We start from the raw sequence: 17,096 nt of genomic DNA, 5'->3' as shown, positions 1-17,096 counted from the left end.
AATCTGGTATCTTTCTGTTTCGGTCAGTTGTGTATAGGCCATAGTGCATTTTCCTTTGGCGAGAAAGATGCCTACTATAGCAACTGACCGCCCTTCTGAAAAATTGCACTTATTAGTCGAATCTGCCTATCTATTTAATTGAGCCATGAACTTTATTAATAAAAAACAGTGATGTTTGTTTAATTTTTAAAGAGATAAATAATAGAATCCTATGATAAGGTGATTTGTATAAATTAAAAATTAGGATAAGCATTATAGAGGGATCTAAATAAGAAAAAACGAAAATAACTAACCTAGGAGTATTAATTATGGCAATTGTTTTTACATCAATAGATCCACGTAGCAATCCCCTGCAAACATCAAGCCAAAATTATGTTGATATACCTGGTTTGGAACTTAATGTTTCAAAGTATTCGAATTCACCATGCTTAACAGCATTAATCACATTAAATATACCAACTCCCTACGCTTCAGGTAACAATTTTCCTGGAGGTAACTTTATTATTGTAACTGATAAAGGCGAACAATTGGCTTTCGGTGGATTTACTTACAATAATAAGAGTCCAGAATCCTATGGACGTATGCCATTCACACTGGTCACCCGTTGTTCTCTTGCGTCTAATGTCTCTATTATAAAAGCTCAATGGAGTAGTGTACGTGGTAGCACAGTACATATCGATTCATACGCGTCTATCTCTGCGGTTATTCAGTGCAATCACTTGGTTTAATTAATTTCAATGATTAGATGCTGCGTCATACACAGTGTGTAGAATTAACTTAGAGTTAAGCCGCTACCGACATTTTATATTCATAAATGAAAAAATCAGTGGTGGCTTAGCCTCAGAAATATAATTTTTATCAATTCATAAAACAGTGATCAATTTTATTTTATATGATAGAATTTCAATTTTGTATATGTTTAAATGTGTCAATATATAATATAAATTTATATTAAAAATGACTATCTTTCCAGTAACCTATTAATTTATCCATATACTGGTTATTAAAATTTAGATTTTTCGAAATCCCCATTCAACGTATTAAATAAATTTTCAAAATAGTAGATCTCACTTGGAGGGAATTCAGTCCAATTTTTTCGATCTAATCAATTGCAAGAAATATAATTAAAATCAATACATTATTAAATATAAAATTATCAATCATCACCTTATATCGTCAGTTGATCCAAATGTATTAGGTAGTGATATCAATATAAAATGCCGTGGAGCATGTGGGATTAATAACACCGGTAAACACTGTTTCCAATTACCCCAAAGTATTCGATTTGGCCTGACCGCCTATGTAAATAGTGATGTTCATCAACAAACAATCAATGTCTATATCGACGACCGATTGGTCGATACCTTAACCGGTAAGGGAATAAGTCACATAACAGATGTTAAGACCTACACATCAGGTACAGGCAAAGTCTGCATCGAGATTATAGGAGAGGGTAAACCCTGCAAACTCCGTTATGCCTATAACACGCTCGAAACAAAACCAGGATCAGCCATTATCGGCGCTAACAATGGTTCCAATGACAATTATGATGATAGTGTGGTAGTGTTGAATTGGCCATTATCATGAGAAAAAATATATCGCTGTGATATCTGAAAATAGAAAATCGAGTAAACACATTAAAATGACATTCAAATTAACCATTATTAAGGATGTAAAAAATGAATTCAAAGACCTATCTATTTCTTAACTCAGAAAACATTAGATATAACGACTCAGACGATAAAGCAGACACTGACTATCCCCAATCTATCAGCAACGATTGGCCTGGTCTCCCTATCGAGTTTCAAAAAGATATTGACGATGTGATTAATTTAAATGGCTCATTATATTTTTTTAAAGGCTCTCAATACCTTAAATTCGATATAGCCAAAGCCTTGGTGATTGATGGGCCAAAACCCATCATTGACGAATGGCCGGGATTGAAAGGCACTGGATTTGAAAATGGTATAGATGCAGCCACAGAATGGGTGGATACAAAACAAGATGTTGTCTGTTTCTTTAAAGGCAAAGATTGCATCGATTACACCGTCAGTTCACACACAATCAATAAAAAAACTATTTCAGACCGATGGGGCACTACCGGGAAATATGCAGGATTTAGTGAAGACCTCGATGCTGTTATTTTATGGAAGAATACCGCCGGTTCTATTATTTACTTTTTCAAAGATAGTTATTACATCCAATACAATACAAAATCTCAGGTTATCGATAGTGGACCCTCCTTTATTCAAGCTTACTGGAACGGAGTCACCTTCAAAAAAATTCAAGCCGCCATATCGGTTGATATCGATTCGTTAGGTAGTGAGTATAGAAGCTGTGGCGGAATATGTGGCAGTAATAACAAAGGTAAACACTGTTTCCAGTTACCTCACAATATAAAGCTTAGCCTGTCAGCCTATGGTAATACGGCTCATCAGCAGACAATAAAAGTGTATATTGACGATCAATTAGTCGATACATTAATCAACCAAAGTGTCAGTAGTGTGTTGGGCTTTAAAAGTTACTCATCAAGCACAGGAAAAGTCTGCATTGAAATTATAGGCGACGGCAAACCCTGCAAACTCCGTTACGCCTATAACACCCTTGACGAAAAGCCGGGAACAGCCATTATCGGCGCCAGCAATGGGGGCAATAATAATTACGATGACAGCATAGTCGTGTTAATTTGGTCACAAGCGTGAATCAAAAGCCAAAATATACCACTCTGGCAACACCTGTAGAGATAACATCTATCAGTAAATTAAAGCGGTAATATGCCGCTTTTTTCTGTATGCCACGGCAGATATATCGTAAAGGCGATACAGGCCTTATTGATATGGCACAAAGCTAAAAACAGATAAAACACGATTTCAATCTGCAAGTAACATAATAAACAGGCCAAACCAGACCATTATCAAAATAATCCCTATCCGATAAAAATTAATTTTTTGATCTTTTCTTTTCCTATCTCCCATTGCTATGAATATTCAACAGTGCAGGAATTCAACCCTATTTTAGGTCCACAAGGGATCAGATAAAAGGCGAGATAACCTGTTCATGACAATAACCTAACCCTGAAATAATGCCAGAAGTTATGCACTAATAGCATATAGCATAATCGGAGGGAAAGTCATTTCAGGGTAAATACCCGTTGTTTGAAAGGCAATATACCCTATGGATTTCAAGATGCATCGCGACGGCAAGGGAGTGAATCCCCGGGAGCATAGATAACTATGTGACCGGGGTGAGCGAGTGCAGCCAACAAAGAGGCAACTTGAAAGATGACGGGTATAACATATTTTCCGAGGAAATGATGGATAATGTACTTAAATATGGCGATACCGTGACAATATTAAACAGCTACAAGAACTGGAGCGGCGGGTATCTCAGTGTATTTGGCAACGGTAATAAGCCGGGTACAAAATATAGCGTGGTAACCGTAGATGCTTCTTTAGCTATTTATGGCGGCGCCTGGAGAATTGAATCAGCAACAGGAAAATCTGTCGGCAGTGAAATAATCAATAATGATATTATTTTACTTCACAACCTGTATTACTGTGATGGCGGTTATTTACGATATTATGATGTGGTGGATCAAAATGAACAATTAACCGAAATACATCAAGTCTATACCTCAGATATCCGCAAAAGAGCGACATTAGAATGGGCTATTTATTGTGAAACCACATCACCAAATGAAAACATCAGAGAAGGCGATAGTATCTCCCTCTATAATCGATGGGGAAATAAAGGTTTTCTTGATACCCATAATCATGCCGGCGATACAGGCTCGTTATATCAAGTCTTCATGTCCAATAATGCTGCCCGTAAAAGCCATACCGGTTTGTGGAAAATGGCAAAGGTGAATGATCCTTGCCCTCCCCCTGATGTGTTGACCAATATCATGCCATTGTGGCGTAAGATGCGGTAATAACAATTCACTTTATCGCTCAAGACAAATGCTCGCCCAATGCGGCATAAGTATCTACATAATTTTCATCAAAAATAGTATCGATATTCAGTATGCCTTCAACTTTTCTATCGCCGGGCTCGATGCCCGGCTGAGGGATGAAGAATACGATTCTATCGCGCTGCAACAGGCGGGAATACCGCGTTCGATAACTTCTTTAATCCGAAGTTGCGGGCGAAATGTCCAACGTTGTTACCCCATCGAGGCCAGCGTAAGACTTGTCATGCACGAGCTACTGCCTTTGAAGTGGGAAGCCTCTCCCGATAGGATGAGGAGCAGTCACCAAGATTAAACTTATTACCAACAAATAAGTGACCCACTGTCGCCAGGAAATAGCGACCACAACGACGCCCAAGGTGATAATCCCGACTAAGTGCTGGCAAACGGCTGCCTAATGCACTGGCAGTTAATGGTGCAGGCGGATAAATTTCAAAAATCTGCACATCATCAGGGGGATTTTCAATAAATTTCTGAGTGCGGTGGTAGCTTTTCGCATGTTGTTGTAGCATCCGTACCATCTTTTGCAGACCGCTATCTCCCAACCAACGTTCCATTCGTTGCATCCAATCAGGCGTGTAATAGAGCTGTGAAGGGACCGTACGAATCACCACGATGGTATCTGCACCACGCCGATACGCCTCCTCTACTGGAATAGCATCACTGATACCACCATCATAATAAACAACATCATTGATAGTCACACCATTGCGATAAAACCCAGGAATGGCGCTTGATGCCTTAATCACTTCCAGCCAGTTATTCTCATCAGGCTGGAAATAGGTAGGTTCAAAATTATCTGAACGACATGCGCACATATAAAACTCACATCCAGCCTCAAATTTGCGTAAAGCTGTCGGGATATCCAATGGCAGTTCCTGCGAAGCGGTCTGCACAAACCAATCTAAATCAACTAAATGACCGCCACGTACAAAACGCAAAGGGTTAAAGAAGGCTGGATTAGTTGTATATCGACTGATAGCTCGCCGGGCATATCCACGCTGTCCACAGATATAAGCTGAAAGGTTCTGAGCACCTGCCGAAGTGCCAAGCAGTAGATCAAATGGGTTGAATTCAACACGCATAAATTCATCCAGCACACCCGCAGTAAAAATGCCGCGTTGCCCCCCACCTTCACAAACAAGTGCAACCTTTCCAGATTTAATAGACGACTTATATTTATAGGATAATAGATCAATATTTCCCAACGTTATCGGTATACGTTTCCCCACACAGCCCCCAAGAAAATAAATGACGGATAGAGAGCATAACTTGGAAAGTTATTATCCGTCATTATATTATGGTGCTACGTAGTCAATATTTTGATAAAAGTACCCCTGGTGAGGGCGCATATCCGGTTAGTACAACGTAAAATTATCTGAATGGAAAAAAACCACTCATAACAAAATATATTATTTTTTTATGGTCAGACCGTTTTGGATCGACTTGACCCCTTTCACTTTAGAGATAATCTCTATAATTTCTCTGGATTGTTCCTCGCTTTTCACAAAACCAGAAATATAAACGACTCTCCTCTCTGTTTTTACCGAGATATCACTACTGTTGATCCCTTTTGCTGCCAACAACTCACTTTTAATCTTCGCTGTGGTAGCACTATCACCCATATAACCATCGATGTTTTTCATTGAATCATCGATTTTCTGACCAGCACTGTCGAGTGCTTGTGTCGCTTTATTTTTAAAAGACTCCTCCGCCAGTACACTATTGCTAACTACAGCAGTACCCAAGGCAACAGCCACCAACAAGTGAGCCAATTTAACATTCTTCATCCTATACCTTCCTTAATTGCCGGTTAGATTTCTGAATCTATAAAGCCATTCAAACCGTTTTTACACAAGGCATTTTTACACAAGTGTTTTTACACAATGTACTGTACCTAAGTAGAATCGTAATCTAAGCAGAATCACAATCTACATTAGAATTAAAAACAGGTTATCACTCCCAATAGCTGAGAGGCTAAATCGGGAAATAAGCACATCAATACAGCAAAGACCAAGGAAATAGTAACAGGAAAATAAAGCAAAGCGCTATAAAATAAGATGGATCTTACCCGACTAAATTATAAATTATTCTTGTGTTACATATATTTTTGTAAAGAAAAAGGCTAACTTGTTGTTAGCCTTAAAAATATTAATGTTCCCGTGTTTTACGGAATTTGATGTCAGGATAACGTTCACTGGTCAAATTTAGGTTAACCATCGTTGGGGCAATATAGGTCAGATTATCACCACCATCGAGCGCTAGATTTTGCTCACTCTTACGCTTAAACTCTTCCAGCTTCTTAGCATCATGACACTCAACCCAACGCGCTGTTGAGACGTTCACCGGCTCATATAAAGCTTCAACGTTGTATTCACTTTTTAAACGGGCAACAACCACATCAAACTGGAGAATACCAACGGCTCCCACAATCAAATCGTTATTTGCCAGTGGACGAAATACCTGTACAGCACCTTCCTCAGATAATTGAACCAACCCTTTCAGGAGCTGTTTCTGTTTCAGAGGATCACGCAAGCGAATACGACGGAATAATTCCGGAGCAAAGTTAGGAATACCGGTAAATTTCAGATCTTCCCCCTGAGTAAAGGTATCACCAATCTGAATTGTCCCGTGGTTATGCAAACCGATAATATCTCCCGGATAGGCATGATCCACATGAGAGCGATCACCCGCCATAAATGTCAGCGCATCAGCAATCACCACATCTTTCTTAATTCTTACCTGATGCAGCTTCATGCCTTTTTCATATTTACCTGACACAACACGCAAGAAAGCCACACGGTCACGGTGTTTAGGGTCCATATTGGCCTGAATCTTAAAGATAAACCCGGTAAATTTATCTTCCTGAGCGGAGACTTCGCGAACATCTGTCTGACGCGGCATCGGCGCAGGCGCCCATTTAACCAAACCATCCAACATGTGATTAACGCCGAAGTTACCCAGTGCAGTACCGAAAAATACAGGTGTTAGTTCACCTTGCAAAAATGCCTGATGATCAAACTCATGAGAAGCCCCCTGCACCAGTTCCAGCTCCTGACGCAACTGTTCAACCAGATCTTCACCAATCGCGGCATCCAATTCAGGATTATTCAGCCCCTTAATTGCGCGGACTTCCTGAATAGTGTGCCCCTTTCCGGTCTGATACAGGTAAGTTTCATCAAGATAGAGGTGATAAACCCCTTTAAAAGACTTACCGCACCCAATCGGCCAGGTGATCGGGCAACAAGCGATATTCAACTCATTTTCCACTTCATCCATCAGTTCCATCGGATCACGGATATCGCGGTCAAGCTTGTTCATGAATGTTAGAATCGGGGTATCGCGCAGACGGGTCACTTCCATCAATTTACGTGTCCGCTCCTCAACCCCTTTAGCGGCATCAATGACCATCAAGCAACAGTCAACCGCCGTCAATGTACGATAAGTATCTTCGGAGAAATCTTCATGCCCTGGTGTATCCAACAGATTAACCAGGCAATCTTGATAAGGAAACTGCATCACAGAAGTGGTAATGGAAATACCACGCTGTTTCTCCATTTCCATCCAGTCAGATTTCGCGTGCTGGTTTGAACCACGACCTTTCACCGTACCGGCTTTCTGAATCGCCTGCCCAAACAGCAATACTTTTTCAGTAATCGTCGTTTTCCCTGCATCAGGGTGAGAAATGATAGCAAAAGTTCGCCGTTTAGCGACTTCCTGCTGAAAAGGGGAATTTGACATCAATAACAATCTTCTGCTTTATATACGGGCTTGTACTCAACATCAGACGCGTCCCCGCAAGGAGAACCGTTGCCAAACCCGTAGGTGAATGAAAAATTGGCGCTCATTTTCGCTGAAATTGGTGTTATAAACAATCAATCAATTTTATAGCACTTATTTAGCAAAACAGCGGCAACGCCATGATGATGGCATCTTCTTTACCTGTCGCAGTAGGATAGTAATGCCGACGAACAGAGACTTGGTTAAACCCTGATTGTTCATACAACCTAATAGCAGAATGATTCGATTGTCTGACTTCAAGCCATAAGGTATGCACGCCTTTACCCGGCAAAATTGATATTAAATACGCTAATAATGCCTTACCATAACCTTTACCTTGGTAGTCAGGATGAATAGCAATATTAAATAGGGTTGCTTCATCTAATATCAATTGGGTTATTGCAAAACCAATAAATTGTTCATTAATCACTATCTTATAATTCAAATACCGCTCCCCCTGATTACCGAAAAATGTTTTTTCACTCCACGGGAACACATGACTGGCTTTCTCAACCAGAAAAGCGGACGGGAGATCAGCGGGAGTTAATAGAGAAATGTTGTTCATGTTGAAAAATCTGTTGCCAGAGAGCACGTTTTGCCTGTCCATCACAATATAAATCATTTAATGCCGGGCTTCTCAAAGAAATTCCCGGCCATGATAGTGTAATATCCACACCTAACAACCAATATGGGCACTTAACCTGTTCCAGTAACATCGCAACATTATTTGTTGTAATGCAGTAAACAGAGGATTTATCCAACCCCATAGCGGTGAAAATATCCATTAATAATGAATTAGTTAAATCAATGTGGTCATTGGTAATAATCAGCAGACGGGTGGTATCAGGTAAGTGAACAGCTAATTCACCTTGCAAAACCGCTGGGTTACGTAAGGTCCATTGGGTAATCCCCAATTGAGCTAATAACCTGTCGCGCCGGGTTACCATATCTATTTACCTGCTGTAAAAAATAATCGGTAACATGTTATCAGAGGCCACGATCTGCGCCAATATTGGGTTGAGATTTATCACTATCTGATACTTGAGCACAGAACCATTGAAGGAGCTTATAGACAAATGTCTGCGTTAACCCCCGCCAGTGAAGTTATTTTACGTCACCGTGAGCAATTTAGCTCTCATCACCTGCTCTTCGCCGGTGATATTCAGGATACACTGGCAACCCAAATTGATGCGGCCAGTGTACGAGTGCACACTAACCAATATCATCACTGGCAATCACTGATCCGCACTCTGGATGATCATGCCTGGTTTGGCTTAGTAGCCGAGAAAGCATTTACCCAAGGTTGTGACACCCTGATCTACTACTGGCCTAAAAGTAAGCAGGAAGCTCGCTTTCAATTACGCAGCCTGTTCTCTGTTTTGCCAAAAGGCATCAATATTTTCATTGTCGGTGAAAACCGTAGCGGAGTACGTAGTGTAGACAAACTGATGGACGGCATGGCAACGTTTCGAAAAATCGATAGCGCCCGTCGTTGCAGCCTGTTCTACGGCCAGTTAGAACATGAAGTGCAGTTCGAACAAGATAACTGGTGGAACAGTTATCAGGTGGAAAACGTCATAGTGAATACGTTACCGGGGGTATTTAGCCAGGATGAACTAGATGTTGGTAGCCGTTTATTGCTTTCTACCTTTGACAAACCTCTCTCCGGCAATTTACTGGATATCGCATGCGGTGCGGGTGTTCTGGCAGCGGTACTGGGTAAGAAAAACCCTGAGTTAGCACTGACTCTCAGTGATGTTAATGCAGCATCGATTGCCTCCAGTAAAGCAACCTTAAAAGCCAATAAACTGGAAGGTCATGTTGTTGTCAGTAACGTTTATTCCAATCTTGAAGATAAATTTGACTGGATTATCTCTAATCCTCCTTTCCATGAAGGATTAAAAACCAGTTTACTGGCAACCGATGATCTGATCCGCCAAGCGCCCAAGCACCTCAAACCTGGCGGAAAATTGCGGATTGTTGCCAATGCATTCCTACCTTATCCCGATTTACTGGATAAAACTTTTGGTACTCATGAAGTCATTGCTCAGACGGGGAAATTCAAGGTTTATCAGGCAACAAAAAAATTCTAATTGACTCAGCCTGTCCTTGATTCAAGGGCAGGCCATTTTTGATAACAAAATAATAGGATAACAAAATAATAGAATGATGATGATTTTTACGTCAATCATGCAACGCTCTACCCTATGGATTTCAAGATGCATCGCGACGGCAAGGGAAGTGAATCCCCGGGAGCATAGGTAACTATGTGACCGGAGTGACCGGAGTGACCGAGTGCAGCCAACAAAGAGGCAACTTGAAAAATAACGGGTATATAATAAATAATGATTGACGTCTGCTACAAAATCTCTAGAATTCGCCTCCGTGCTATCAATCAACAGATTGATAGCGTCTGAATTTGCGAGGGTGGCGGAATTGGTAGACGCGCTAGCTTCAGGTGTTAGTGTTCTTACGGACGTGGGGGTTCAAGTCCCCCCCTTCGCACCAAATCAGACAGCCGCTGATTGAATTCGGCCAATATTAAATTAGGCAATAAAAAGTAAAATGACAGTACCTGCGAGGGTGGCGGAATTGGTAGACGCGCTAGCTTCAGGTGTTAGTGTCCTTACGGACGTGAGGGTTCAAGTCCCTCCTTTCGCACCAATCTGTCTATTCTCCTTATCGAACTTCTCTCCATTTATTCTGCTATAAAACGTCAAAAACAGCCAAACCGATGTAGCCCAGCCAATAAGGCACATAACACAGCAAACCCAGATGGTATTAATAGAAAATGGCGTGACTTCTGGTTTAGCAGCATAAATAGCGTCAGCAACATCGCGAATACTACCCCAATTCTGAATTGCTCAATTCCAGGATTGACGAGGACGAATAGCATGCCTGCTAAGCTAGATAAACCTATTCCCCACAAACTGGTGATACCCTGCCAGAAAAGCGATCTCTCTCTGTCTTTAATCCTGATCATAAGTTGCACCCAGTCAAATGATAATGATTACCAATATCATATACAAAAAAGTGTGAAGTACAAGTCAGTTGCAATTGCTAAGGCAAATTAAGGCCAGAGAATATCCGGCCTTAATTCTTTATTCCTCAACTATTCAAAACACCACCTGACTGAATTATTTTAACCTCATCGCATCACGTATCGTGAAGAATAGATCTGTCTGGTCAGTCAGACCTACAACATTGGCTGCCTGAGGGCCATAAGCAGCCACTCGTAGCTGAGTACCTGTATGCTCCTGTTCTTTGCCCTCAGAAGTACCATAGTTAACCGCCATCACCCCACCATCTTTCGTGATTAATGCCTGAGTCAGCCCCGGAGATTTTATATGAGCTTCAATAATCTGGCTGGAGTGAGCATGATCAGCGGTGACGATGACTAATGTATCACCGTGTTTACGTGCATATTTCAAGCCAACTTGCACCGCCTCATCTAATACAACGGTTTCTCCAATCTGCCCACAAGGATTAGCTTTGTGATCCTGCTTATCAATTGAAGCGCTCTCCACTTGTAAGAAGAAACCATTTTTATTCTCTTTTAACAGATCAATGGCTTTCTCCGTCATCTGTGCCAACGTCGGCGCATCAGGATTCCGTTTCGAATTGACTTTACAAGTCACCGGAGGATTATCAATATTACCGTGATAAACTGCTTTAGGTCCTTCCCAAGCAATGTCCATATTGTCTTCATGGAACAGGCCCAATAGCGGTTTTTTCTGATTCGCTCTAGTAACGGATGCCAGTGATTTAGCATCCCTGACCAACTGATAACCCTGTTCCTGTGCCTGCTGTTCCAGAGTTTTATCCTTACCAGCTCCGGCAACCGATTTCTGGGAGAAAATTTTGGCGCCTCCACCTAATGTGATATCAGCACGAGCCACCAATAATTGCTCGGTGATCGAACCACGCCCGCCATTTTCTAGCGCATCCGTTGGACATCCTTTTACCGTCTCTTGCGGGCCATAACACTTACGGTCAGTGATATGCGCATACTGTGCCGCTGGCGTGGCATCCTGCACTCTAGCCGTCGTTACGTTGCCTGTCGCTTTACCATTCGCTTTTGCCAGCTCAAGCAGAGTTTGGTGATCTTTACCAAATACATCAACACCCAACGCGCCATTATAGGTTTTTACACCAGAAGCCCAAGCGGTGGCAGAAGCCGCTGAGTCAGTCGCATAGTTGGGTTTACGACTCTTTTTATCCAGAGAATAGTGAGTGTATTGACCAGTAAATGGCAAAGCATCAATTCCTTTGAAAAACCCACCCGCGCCTTCCGCATAGTTACGAGCAATAGTAATCTCAGAATCCCCCATACCATCACCAATAAACAAAATAACGTTCTTAGCTTTATGGTTATTTATCGCTGCTTTTAATGCCTCAGTCTGGTTTTGAGTCATACGGCGAGCCCCACCAAATTCCGTAATATTACCTTTCACCGCCCGACCTTCCGCCATAATTTGATTAGCATTTTGATCATCAGTCGCCAATACCGGTAAGCTGACACCTGAAATTAAGGCTGAGACCATGACTACAACCAAACTTTTCGTATACTTGTTCGACATTAAGGTTTCCTTATTAAAACGCAATCGGAATAAAAATCATCGTTATCTGATAAAGGGATACTAAATAAACTATGTGACAATTATGTGAAGAAAATAGAATTAACTCACCATTTCGCCACCAATGATCGGGTTCCATGGTACAAGGTTTCACACCACGAAATATAATTGTGGCCACTAGAAACCTCACTGGATTCAACTGGATAACCTTTCTGTAATAATGTCTCTTTCATGCGGCGATTATTATATAAAATGCCCTCCAATTCCCCCACATGGGTTTCGAACAATCCCGCCTGTAAGTAAAAACGCAAGGGTTTTTTCTCTGCTTTGGCAAATTCACGGATTAACCATTCAGGCTTTTCTCCCTGAGGAGCCCACCAATATGAACCAGACATACTGAGAACATTGCCAAACAACTCAGGATGATTAAATGCCACCCATGCAGATGCTAATCCACCATAACTGGAACCTGAAATAATGGTGCGTTCTGCCGGCGCTTTAATACCCTGAGCCGCCAGCCACGGCATCAACTCACTCGCCATGAATTCAGCAAAATTAGGATTAGGTGGTAATTCCTGACCTCGACGTACACTATCCAAGCTATCAATAAACACCACATACATAGGCGGGATCTTGCCCTGTTCAATCAGGGAATCGAAAAATCTATCAATATAATACTGTTTGCGGTAAATCCGCCCATCAAATAGCACCAACATAGCAGGCTGTTTCATCGGAGTAACCGGTTGATAAATCGCAATTTCCCGACTATTACCTAAAATCCTGCTCTCAAGCTGATGAAGTTTAGTCGCTCCCTGAAAAGGTAATTGCTTGAATTGTGCGATATCACACAGAGTCGGCCTTAATGCCAGCAATGAATCATGATTAAACACATCTTCGGATACAACCGGTACTACATTTTTATTCAATGGATCGGCCTGTGCAGTAATCAAAATCGACCTACGCTGTTCGTCAGCCGAGCCTTCAATCCGCGGCAAATCCGGGGCCAATTTATATTGCATCAAGGTGTCTGACGGAACGATATAGCTACGAAACCAAACATCAGTACCTGCTAAATGTGACATCGGATCATGATCGCCACTCGGTGCACCCAGAATAAAGACATTCGCTTTTGCGCCGCGCCACAGGAAAGTGACGCGCTTATTTTTATCATCATAATCTTCAATCAACGGCGCACCCTTGCGAGTTATTTCCCGCCAGAAGGCATCGGGGCCTTTTCCTTGTGCAATTTCAGTTTGAAGTTGTTTCAGACGCAGGCTTTCTGGCTGCTGCCTATAATCATTATCCTTGGGAGTATAAGATGGAAATGACAATGTAAGCTGCCACGGTTCTCCTGCGTTGCCCCTAGCTGCCAACCGGTATTTTCCCGCCAGAGGAACAGTAAAGCCAATTGACTGACGAGCATCCACCGGGTTATCAGTGAAAAGCGTACGAATATGTTGTTGATTACCCTTCTGCGCGACTAACTTCCGCATACCCAATGCCGATCCACGTACATAATGTTCAGGCTGAATATTAAACTCAATACACGCTCCCCCTTGAGAATTAAAATTCCCGGTTATTATTTGCTGATCTTCCTGAAAGTTTATTTTGTGGCACTGAGAGGCAAAGACATTAAAGGAAGCCATAAGAGCACATATCATTATGTTTACTTTCATTTTATTCTCTTTTTTGACTGTTGATTGTTGGTATTCGATTTTTTGACGCGGCAAATCATGCACTAAATTTTTATTTAAGCATAAGAACAATTACTATTATTAATAGAATAATTTGTGTATTAACTTTCAAAAACAAGATATAAATATGTCAAAATATTTCAGCAAAATAACTCTCTAACAAGATGAAATAATTTATAGATGGACACATAAAAAATTTAATATTTCAATATGCTATCAATCAAGTCACCTCATCTTTTAAACGATTAAATAACAAAAAACGGGATATAATCTATCCCGCTTCTTCACATTCGATAAAAATAAAACTGATTAACTGAATTCGAATTAAATACAGAATTCAACTCACATCAATAGAGTCTAAAATCCCTCTGCTCATACTTTTAGCAAAATCCCAATCATATTTTTCATAAACACGAGACAAAGCAATAAAAGGCGCACCTGAATAAAACATTTCATATTGAGTATGACGTGATGCAAACTCAGAACCAATAGCATCCCACACTAATTTCAGTAATTTTACTCGTTCAATGGGTGCCAACAAAGTTGAATATTGCGTTTTTTCTATCAAGTCACGAATTTCTGGATTTGCTAAGTCAATATAGCTTGACGGTAACATAATCACACCACCCCCTGAGAGTTTTCTGATGTTTTCTATCACCTTTGGATAAGTTGATTGTAATAAGACCTGGCAAGCATATAGTTGTAATCGATTGGGAATATAGTACTCATCACGAACAATTATTCCTTGCGGTTTTTCTTCCAATACACCAAGAGTATAAAATACGTTTTTTACATGCTCACTGGGTGTTTTGGATCGATCACCTTGCGGATTGATTAATGTGAAAGCCAAATAAATATCGTTATCGCGGACATATGAATAGTAATTTTTTAACGCCTCAGCCCTGTCCTTGGAATATTCCTCAAATACTTCCAGATGAGTCATCATTCCAGTAATACCAGAAGAAACATGGTCAGAGCTTCTACCTAACATTTTTATTTTCCGCATAGTCAATATAGATTGAATAACAAAGATCCAATAAAAGATTTCAGTAAATTTGCCTGAGTATCTGTGATCTCTCTCTTAACCATCAACTCATTAAGGACCGGTCGCCGGCTCCGGTATTATAATCCCACGTTGCACGGCGGGCCTTAAGGCAATACGTTCATGCCATGCACTTAGATATTCATGGTGACTAAAATCAAAATCAATAATTCTGGCAATATGGGTCCAGCCAAAATTGGCAATATCAGCAATGGAATATTCATCTCCGGCCAAAAAGGGACGATCACTAAGCCGTTTATTCAGCGTAGAGAAAGCCTCTTCCGTTAAGCGACGATAGCGCTGTATAGCCGTATGATTTTTTTCAGTCGCGAATATTTCAAAATGAACCCGTTGTCCCAATATCGGCCCGACGCTGGAAGAATGAAACGTTAACCACATAATCGCCTCCCAACGGCTTTTAAATTCTTCCGGCAATAATTGGTTAGTTTTAGAAGCCAGATAAAGCAGAATCGCCGACGATTCAAAAAGCGTTACATCCGTACTTTCATCAACAAGTACAGGTATACGCCCGTGGGGATTTAACTGTAAAAACTCAGACTGTCTATTTTCACCCTGATCAATTCGCACATGCTTTAATACATATGGCAATCCCAATTCTTCCAAAGCAATTGTAATCTTATATCCATTTGGAGAACTATCAGTGTACAAGTAGATCATCTCGCTATATCTCCCCTCAAGACAAATGCTTAATAATTTAATTGCTAAAATATCACTCGCATTTAAAATATTGCCCTGTTATAGAGAATCAAAATTTAATTTCTCTCTATACTGATAAATAAATGAAAATATCATCAATTTTCAGAAATTTAAAATAAATATCACGGTGTCCCTTTCTACACGCATAAATAAATTTTATTGATTTATTGCGTTGTCGGTAAAGGAAGTGAACATCAAAGTACGCAAGAAAGCCATTGATCTTCTTGCGGTCAATTAATAGTAGAAAACCACAGTGACATATCACAACAATTCAAATTAGTTACAAGCCAATGAACATGGTTCCACGCAGTCATCAGACAGAGCAGACTGCTCGACAAGCCAATCAATAATATTAACAATTTCAGGTCGAAACAGGGTTTCTGGTAATGTCACCGCATAATAAGCAAATCGGGAAGGCCATTTCTTTTCTAGTGCTATTTTAAGCCGGCCGGAATGCAATTCCTCTTCAACGCAAAATTCGGGCACCAATGCTAAACCCTGACCGGTTAAAGCGGCGCGAGCCAGTAAAAAATCATCTTCGAAACTGGAGCCCTGTCTTGCTTTCGTCTCTTCGTTAATTCCGTGCACTTTTAACCACAAATGCCAATCAGATCGATCTGAATCCTGTAATAAAGGATAACTCAGACAATCTTCAACATTTTTTATCGGCGGCCCCGATTCTAAAAGTTCCGGCGTACCCACTGGAATTAATACCGGCGCAATTAATCTGGTAGAGATTAAACCTGGGTAATTACCAAGCCCATGCCGCACAGCAATATCAGTAGAACTTCTTTTCAGATCGACCAATTCATTAGAAGCTTCTATATTTACTTCAATATTAGGATATTTCTTATTGAAATCTCTTAATCTGGGAATAAGCCAGGATGCAGCGAATGACGAAGTCGTATTTATAGAAACTTTATGTTCGAACTGCATGGCCTTAAGAGACTTAATCGATTTATCGATATTGTCAAACGAAAGTAATAATGTCTCATAAACTCGACCGGCTTTAGCGGTAAGCTTTATCCCTTTAGCCGTTCTTAAAAACAGCGCAAAACCAATTCTATCTTCCAAAATACGAATCTGTTGGCTGACCGCCCCAGGTGATACACCCATTGCAGCCGCCGCAGCTTTAACGCTTCCCCGCCGACCAACTTCAGTAAAAGCCCTCAGAGCTAACAGAGGCAAAATAGAGCTCATATTTATTCTCCAGTGTGCACTGTATATCCTCTATATGACAAAGATACTACCATGCTAACTACAGATATCAATATATAAAACTGAACTTCAATCCCTTTGTGAAAAAATAGTAAATGTAA

Annotated in this window: 14 protein-coding genes, 2 tRNA genes and 2 pseudogenes; 7 read left to right on the top strand and 11 right to left on the bottom strand. The window is 40.8% G+C overall.

Features of this window, described 5'->3' with window-relative positions; translation table 11 throughout:
• The first annotated feature begins 308 nt into the window (after nucleotides 1–308).
• The 4 genes and pseudogenes from AACQ83_RS16590 to AACQ83_RS16575 all read left to right on the top strand — a co-directional run bounded on the left by AACQ83_RS16590 (nucleotide 309) and on the right by AACQ83_RS16575 (nucleotide 3,931).
• Nucleotides 309–728 carry a hypothetical protein gene (locus AACQ83_RS16590; RefSeq protein WP_112878849.1) on the top strand — a complete coding sequence of 140 codons (420 nt, stop codon included), beginning with the start codon at nucleotides 309–311 and terminating at the stop codon, nucleotides 726–728.
• A 448-nt stretch (nucleotides 729–1,176) separates the two neighbouring features.
• A pseudogene (locus AACQ83_RS16585) lies at nucleotides 1,177–1,587 on the top strand (fucose-binding lectin II); the annotation flags it as partial.
• Between the two features lie 92 nt (nucleotides 1,588–1,679).
• Nucleotides 1,680–2,702: a photopexin PpxB gene (gene ppxB, locus AACQ83_RS16580; protein ID WP_112878847.1), complete on the top strand. Its 1,023-nt coding sequence runs from the start codon at nucleotides 1,680–1,682 to the stop codon at nucleotides 2,700–2,702.
• A 542-nt stretch (nucleotides 2,703–3,244) separates the two neighbouring features.
• Nucleotides 3,245–3,931: a hypothetical protein gene (locus tag AACQ83_RS16575; RefSeq protein ID WP_240000837.1), complete on the top strand. Its 687-nt coding sequence runs from the start codon at nucleotides 3,245–3,247 to the stop codon at nucleotides 3,929–3,931.
• Nucleotides 3,932–4,281: 350 nt separating this feature from the next.
• Here AACQ83_RS16575 and AACQ83_RS16570 read toward each other — a convergent pair.
• The 5 genes and pseudogenes from AACQ83_RS16570 to AACQ83_RS16550 all read right to left on the bottom strand — a co-directional run.
• Nucleotides 4,282–5,199: pseudogene (locus AACQ83_RS16570) on the bottom strand (patatin-like phospholipase family protein); the annotation flags it as partial.
• A gap of 180 nt (nucleotides 5,200–5,379) precedes the next feature.
• A complete protein-coding gene (locus tag AACQ83_RS16565) occupies nucleotides 5,380–5,757 on the bottom strand; it encodes a BON domain-containing protein (RefSeq protein WP_112878844.1) in 378 nt (125 codons plus the stop codon).
• Nucleotides 5,758–6,118: 361 nt separating this feature from the next.
• Nucleotides 6,119–7,708 (bottom strand): peptide chain release factor 3, encoded by a 1,590-nt coding sequence (gene prfC / locus AACQ83_RS16560; RefSeq protein WP_112878843.1) that lies wholly within the window; start codon nucleotides 7,706–7,708, stop codon nucleotides 6,119–6,121.
• A 157-nt stretch (nucleotides 7,709–7,865) separates the two neighbouring features.
• Nucleotides 7,866–8,312, bottom strand: coding sequence for a ribosomal protein S18-alanine N-acetyltransferase (rimI, locus tag AACQ83_RS16555; RefSeq protein ID WP_112878842.1), 447 nt, complete (start codon nucleotides 8,310–8,312; stop codon nucleotides 7,866–7,868).
• Nucleotides 8,281–8,694 carry a DNA polymerase III subunit psi gene (locus AACQ83_RS16550; RefSeq protein ID WP_112878841.1) on the bottom strand — a complete coding sequence of 138 codons (414 nt, stop codon included), beginning with the start codon at nucleotides 8,692–8,694 and terminating at the stop codon, nucleotides 8,281–8,283. Before AACQ83_RS16550 ends, rimI begins: the two co-directional genes overlap by 32 nt.
• A 129-nt stretch (nucleotides 8,695–8,823) precedes the next feature.
• On the opposite strand from AACQ83_RS16550, the gene rsmC reads away from it, so the two are divergent.
• From rsmC to AACQ83_RS16535, 3 genes are all read left to right on the top strand, one after another.
• Nucleotides 8,824–9,840 (top strand): 16S rRNA (guanine(1207)-N(2))-methyltransferase RsmC, encoded by a 1,017-nt coding sequence (gene rsmC / locus AACQ83_RS16545; RefSeq protein ID WP_112878840.1) that lies wholly within the window; start codon nucleotides 8,824–8,826, stop codon nucleotides 9,838–9,840.
• Nucleotides 9,841–10,168: 328 nt separating this feature from the next.
• A tRNA-Leu gene (locus AACQ83_RS16540) sits at nucleotides 10,169–10,255 on the top strand.
• 69 nt (nucleotides 10,256–10,324) lie between these two features.
• Nucleotides 10,325–10,411, top strand: a tRNA-Leu gene (locus tag AACQ83_RS16535).
• A 52-nt stretch (nucleotides 10,412–10,463) separates the two neighbouring features.
• On the opposite strand, the gene AACQ83_RS16530 is transcribed toward AACQ83_RS16535, so the two are convergent.
• From AACQ83_RS16530 to AACQ83_RS16505, 6 genes are all read right to left on the bottom strand, one after another.
• The gene (locus AACQ83_RS16530) at nucleotides 10,464–10,730 is read right to left on the bottom strand and encodes a DUF1435 family protein (RefSeq protein ID WP_112878839.1); all 267 of its coding nucleotides are present in this window, start codon (nucleotides 10,728–10,730) and stop codon (nucleotides 10,464–10,466) included.
• 154 nt (nucleotides 10,731–10,884) lie between these two features.
• Nucleotides 10,885–12,327 (bottom strand): alkaline phosphatase, encoded by a 1,443-nt coding sequence (phoA, locus tag AACQ83_RS16525; protein ID WP_112878838.1) that lies wholly within the window; start codon nucleotides 12,325–12,327, stop codon nucleotides 10,885–10,887.
• 104 nt (nucleotides 12,328–12,431) lie between these two features.
• The gene (locus tag AACQ83_RS16520; protein WP_240000836.1) at nucleotides 12,432–14,000 is read right to left on the bottom strand and encodes an alpha/beta hydrolase-fold protein; all 1,569 of its coding nucleotides are present in this window, start codon (nucleotides 13,998–14,000) and stop codon (nucleotides 12,432–12,434) included.
• Nucleotides 14,001–14,355: 355 nt separating this feature from the next.
• Complete coding sequence (locus AACQ83_RS16515; RefSeq protein WP_275658146.1) at nucleotides 14,356–15,024, bottom strand: 4-hydroxyphenylacetate 3-hydroxylase C-terminal domain-containing protein; 669 nt, start codon at nucleotides 15,022–15,024, stop codon at nucleotides 14,356–14,358.
• Between the two features lie 90 nt (nucleotides 15,025–15,114).
• Entirely contained in the window at nucleotides 15,115–15,738 is a 624-nt protein-coding gene (locus tag AACQ83_RS16510) for a glutathione S-transferase family protein (RefSeq protein WP_112878837.1), read from the bottom strand.
• A 315-nt stretch (nucleotides 15,739–16,053) separates the two neighbouring features.
• Nucleotides 16,054–16,977, bottom strand: coding sequence for a LysR substrate-binding domain-containing protein (locus tag AACQ83_RS16505; RefSeq protein ID WP_112878836.1), 924 nt, complete (start codon nucleotides 16,975–16,977; stop codon nucleotides 16,054–16,056).
• Nucleotides 16,978–17,096: the final 119 nt, after the last annotated feature.

Origin of the sequence: Photorhabdus sp. S10-54, assembly GCF_963878145.1 — a bacterium.
Taxonomy (GTDB): Bacteria; Pseudomonadota; Gammaproteobacteria; order Enterobacterales; family Enterobacteriaceae; genus Photorhabdus; species Photorhabdus kayaii.
This window is presented reverse-complemented; position numbering and strand designations above follow the sequence as displayed.

Excerpts from the sequence above, each read along its gene's own strand:
- AACQ83_RS16590 (WP_112878849.1), top strand. The coding sequence starts at position 309 with ATGGCAATTGTTTTTACATCAATAGATCCACGTAGCAATCCCCTGCAA.
- ppxB (WP_112878847.1), top strand. The coding sequence starts at position 1,680 with ATGAATTCAAAGACCTATCTATTTCTTAACTCAGAAAACATTAGATAT.
- AACQ83_RS16565 (WP_112878844.1), bottom strand. The coding sequence starts at position 5,757 with ATGAAGAATGTTAAATTGGCTCACTTGTTGGTGGCTGTTGCCTTGGGT.
- prfC (WP_112878843.1), bottom strand. The coding sequence starts at position 7,708 with ATGTCAAATTCCCCTTTTCAGCAGGAAGTCGCTAAACGGCGAACTTTT.
- rimI (WP_112878842.1), bottom strand. The coding sequence starts at position 8,312 with ATGAACAACATTTCTCTATTAACTCCCGCTGATCTCCCGTCCGCTTTT.
- AACQ83_RS16550 (WP_112878841.1), bottom strand. The coding sequence starts at position 8,694 with ATGGTAACCCGGCGCGACAGGTTATTAGCTCAATTGGGGATTACCCAA.
- rsmC (WP_112878840.1), top strand. The coding sequence starts at position 8,824 with ATGTCTGCGTTAACCCCCGCCAGTGAAGTTATTTTACGTCACCGTGAG.
- AACQ83_RS16530 (WP_112878839.1), bottom strand. The coding sequence starts at position 10,730 with ATGATCAGGATTAAAGACAGAGAGAGATCGCTTTTCTGGCAGGGTATC.
- phoA (WP_112878838.1), bottom strand. The coding sequence starts at position 12,327 with ATGTCGAACAAGTATACGAAAAGTTTGGTTGTAGTCATGGTCTCAGCC.
- AACQ83_RS16520 (WP_240000836.1), bottom strand. The coding sequence starts at position 14,000 with ATGAAAGTAAACATAATGATATGTGCTCTTATGGCTTCCTTTAATGTC.
- AACQ83_RS16515 (WP_275658146.1), bottom strand. The coding sequence starts at position 15,024 with ATGCGGAAAATAAAAATGTTAGGTAGAAGCTCTGACCATGTTTCTTCT.
- AACQ83_RS16510 (WP_112878837.1), bottom strand. The coding sequence starts at position 15,738 with ATGATCTACTTGTACACTGATAGTTCTCCAAATGGATATAAGATTACA.
- AACQ83_RS16505 (WP_112878836.1), bottom strand. The coding sequence starts at position 16,977 with ATGAGCTCTATTTTGCCTCTGTTAGCTCTGAGGGCTTTTACTGAAGTT.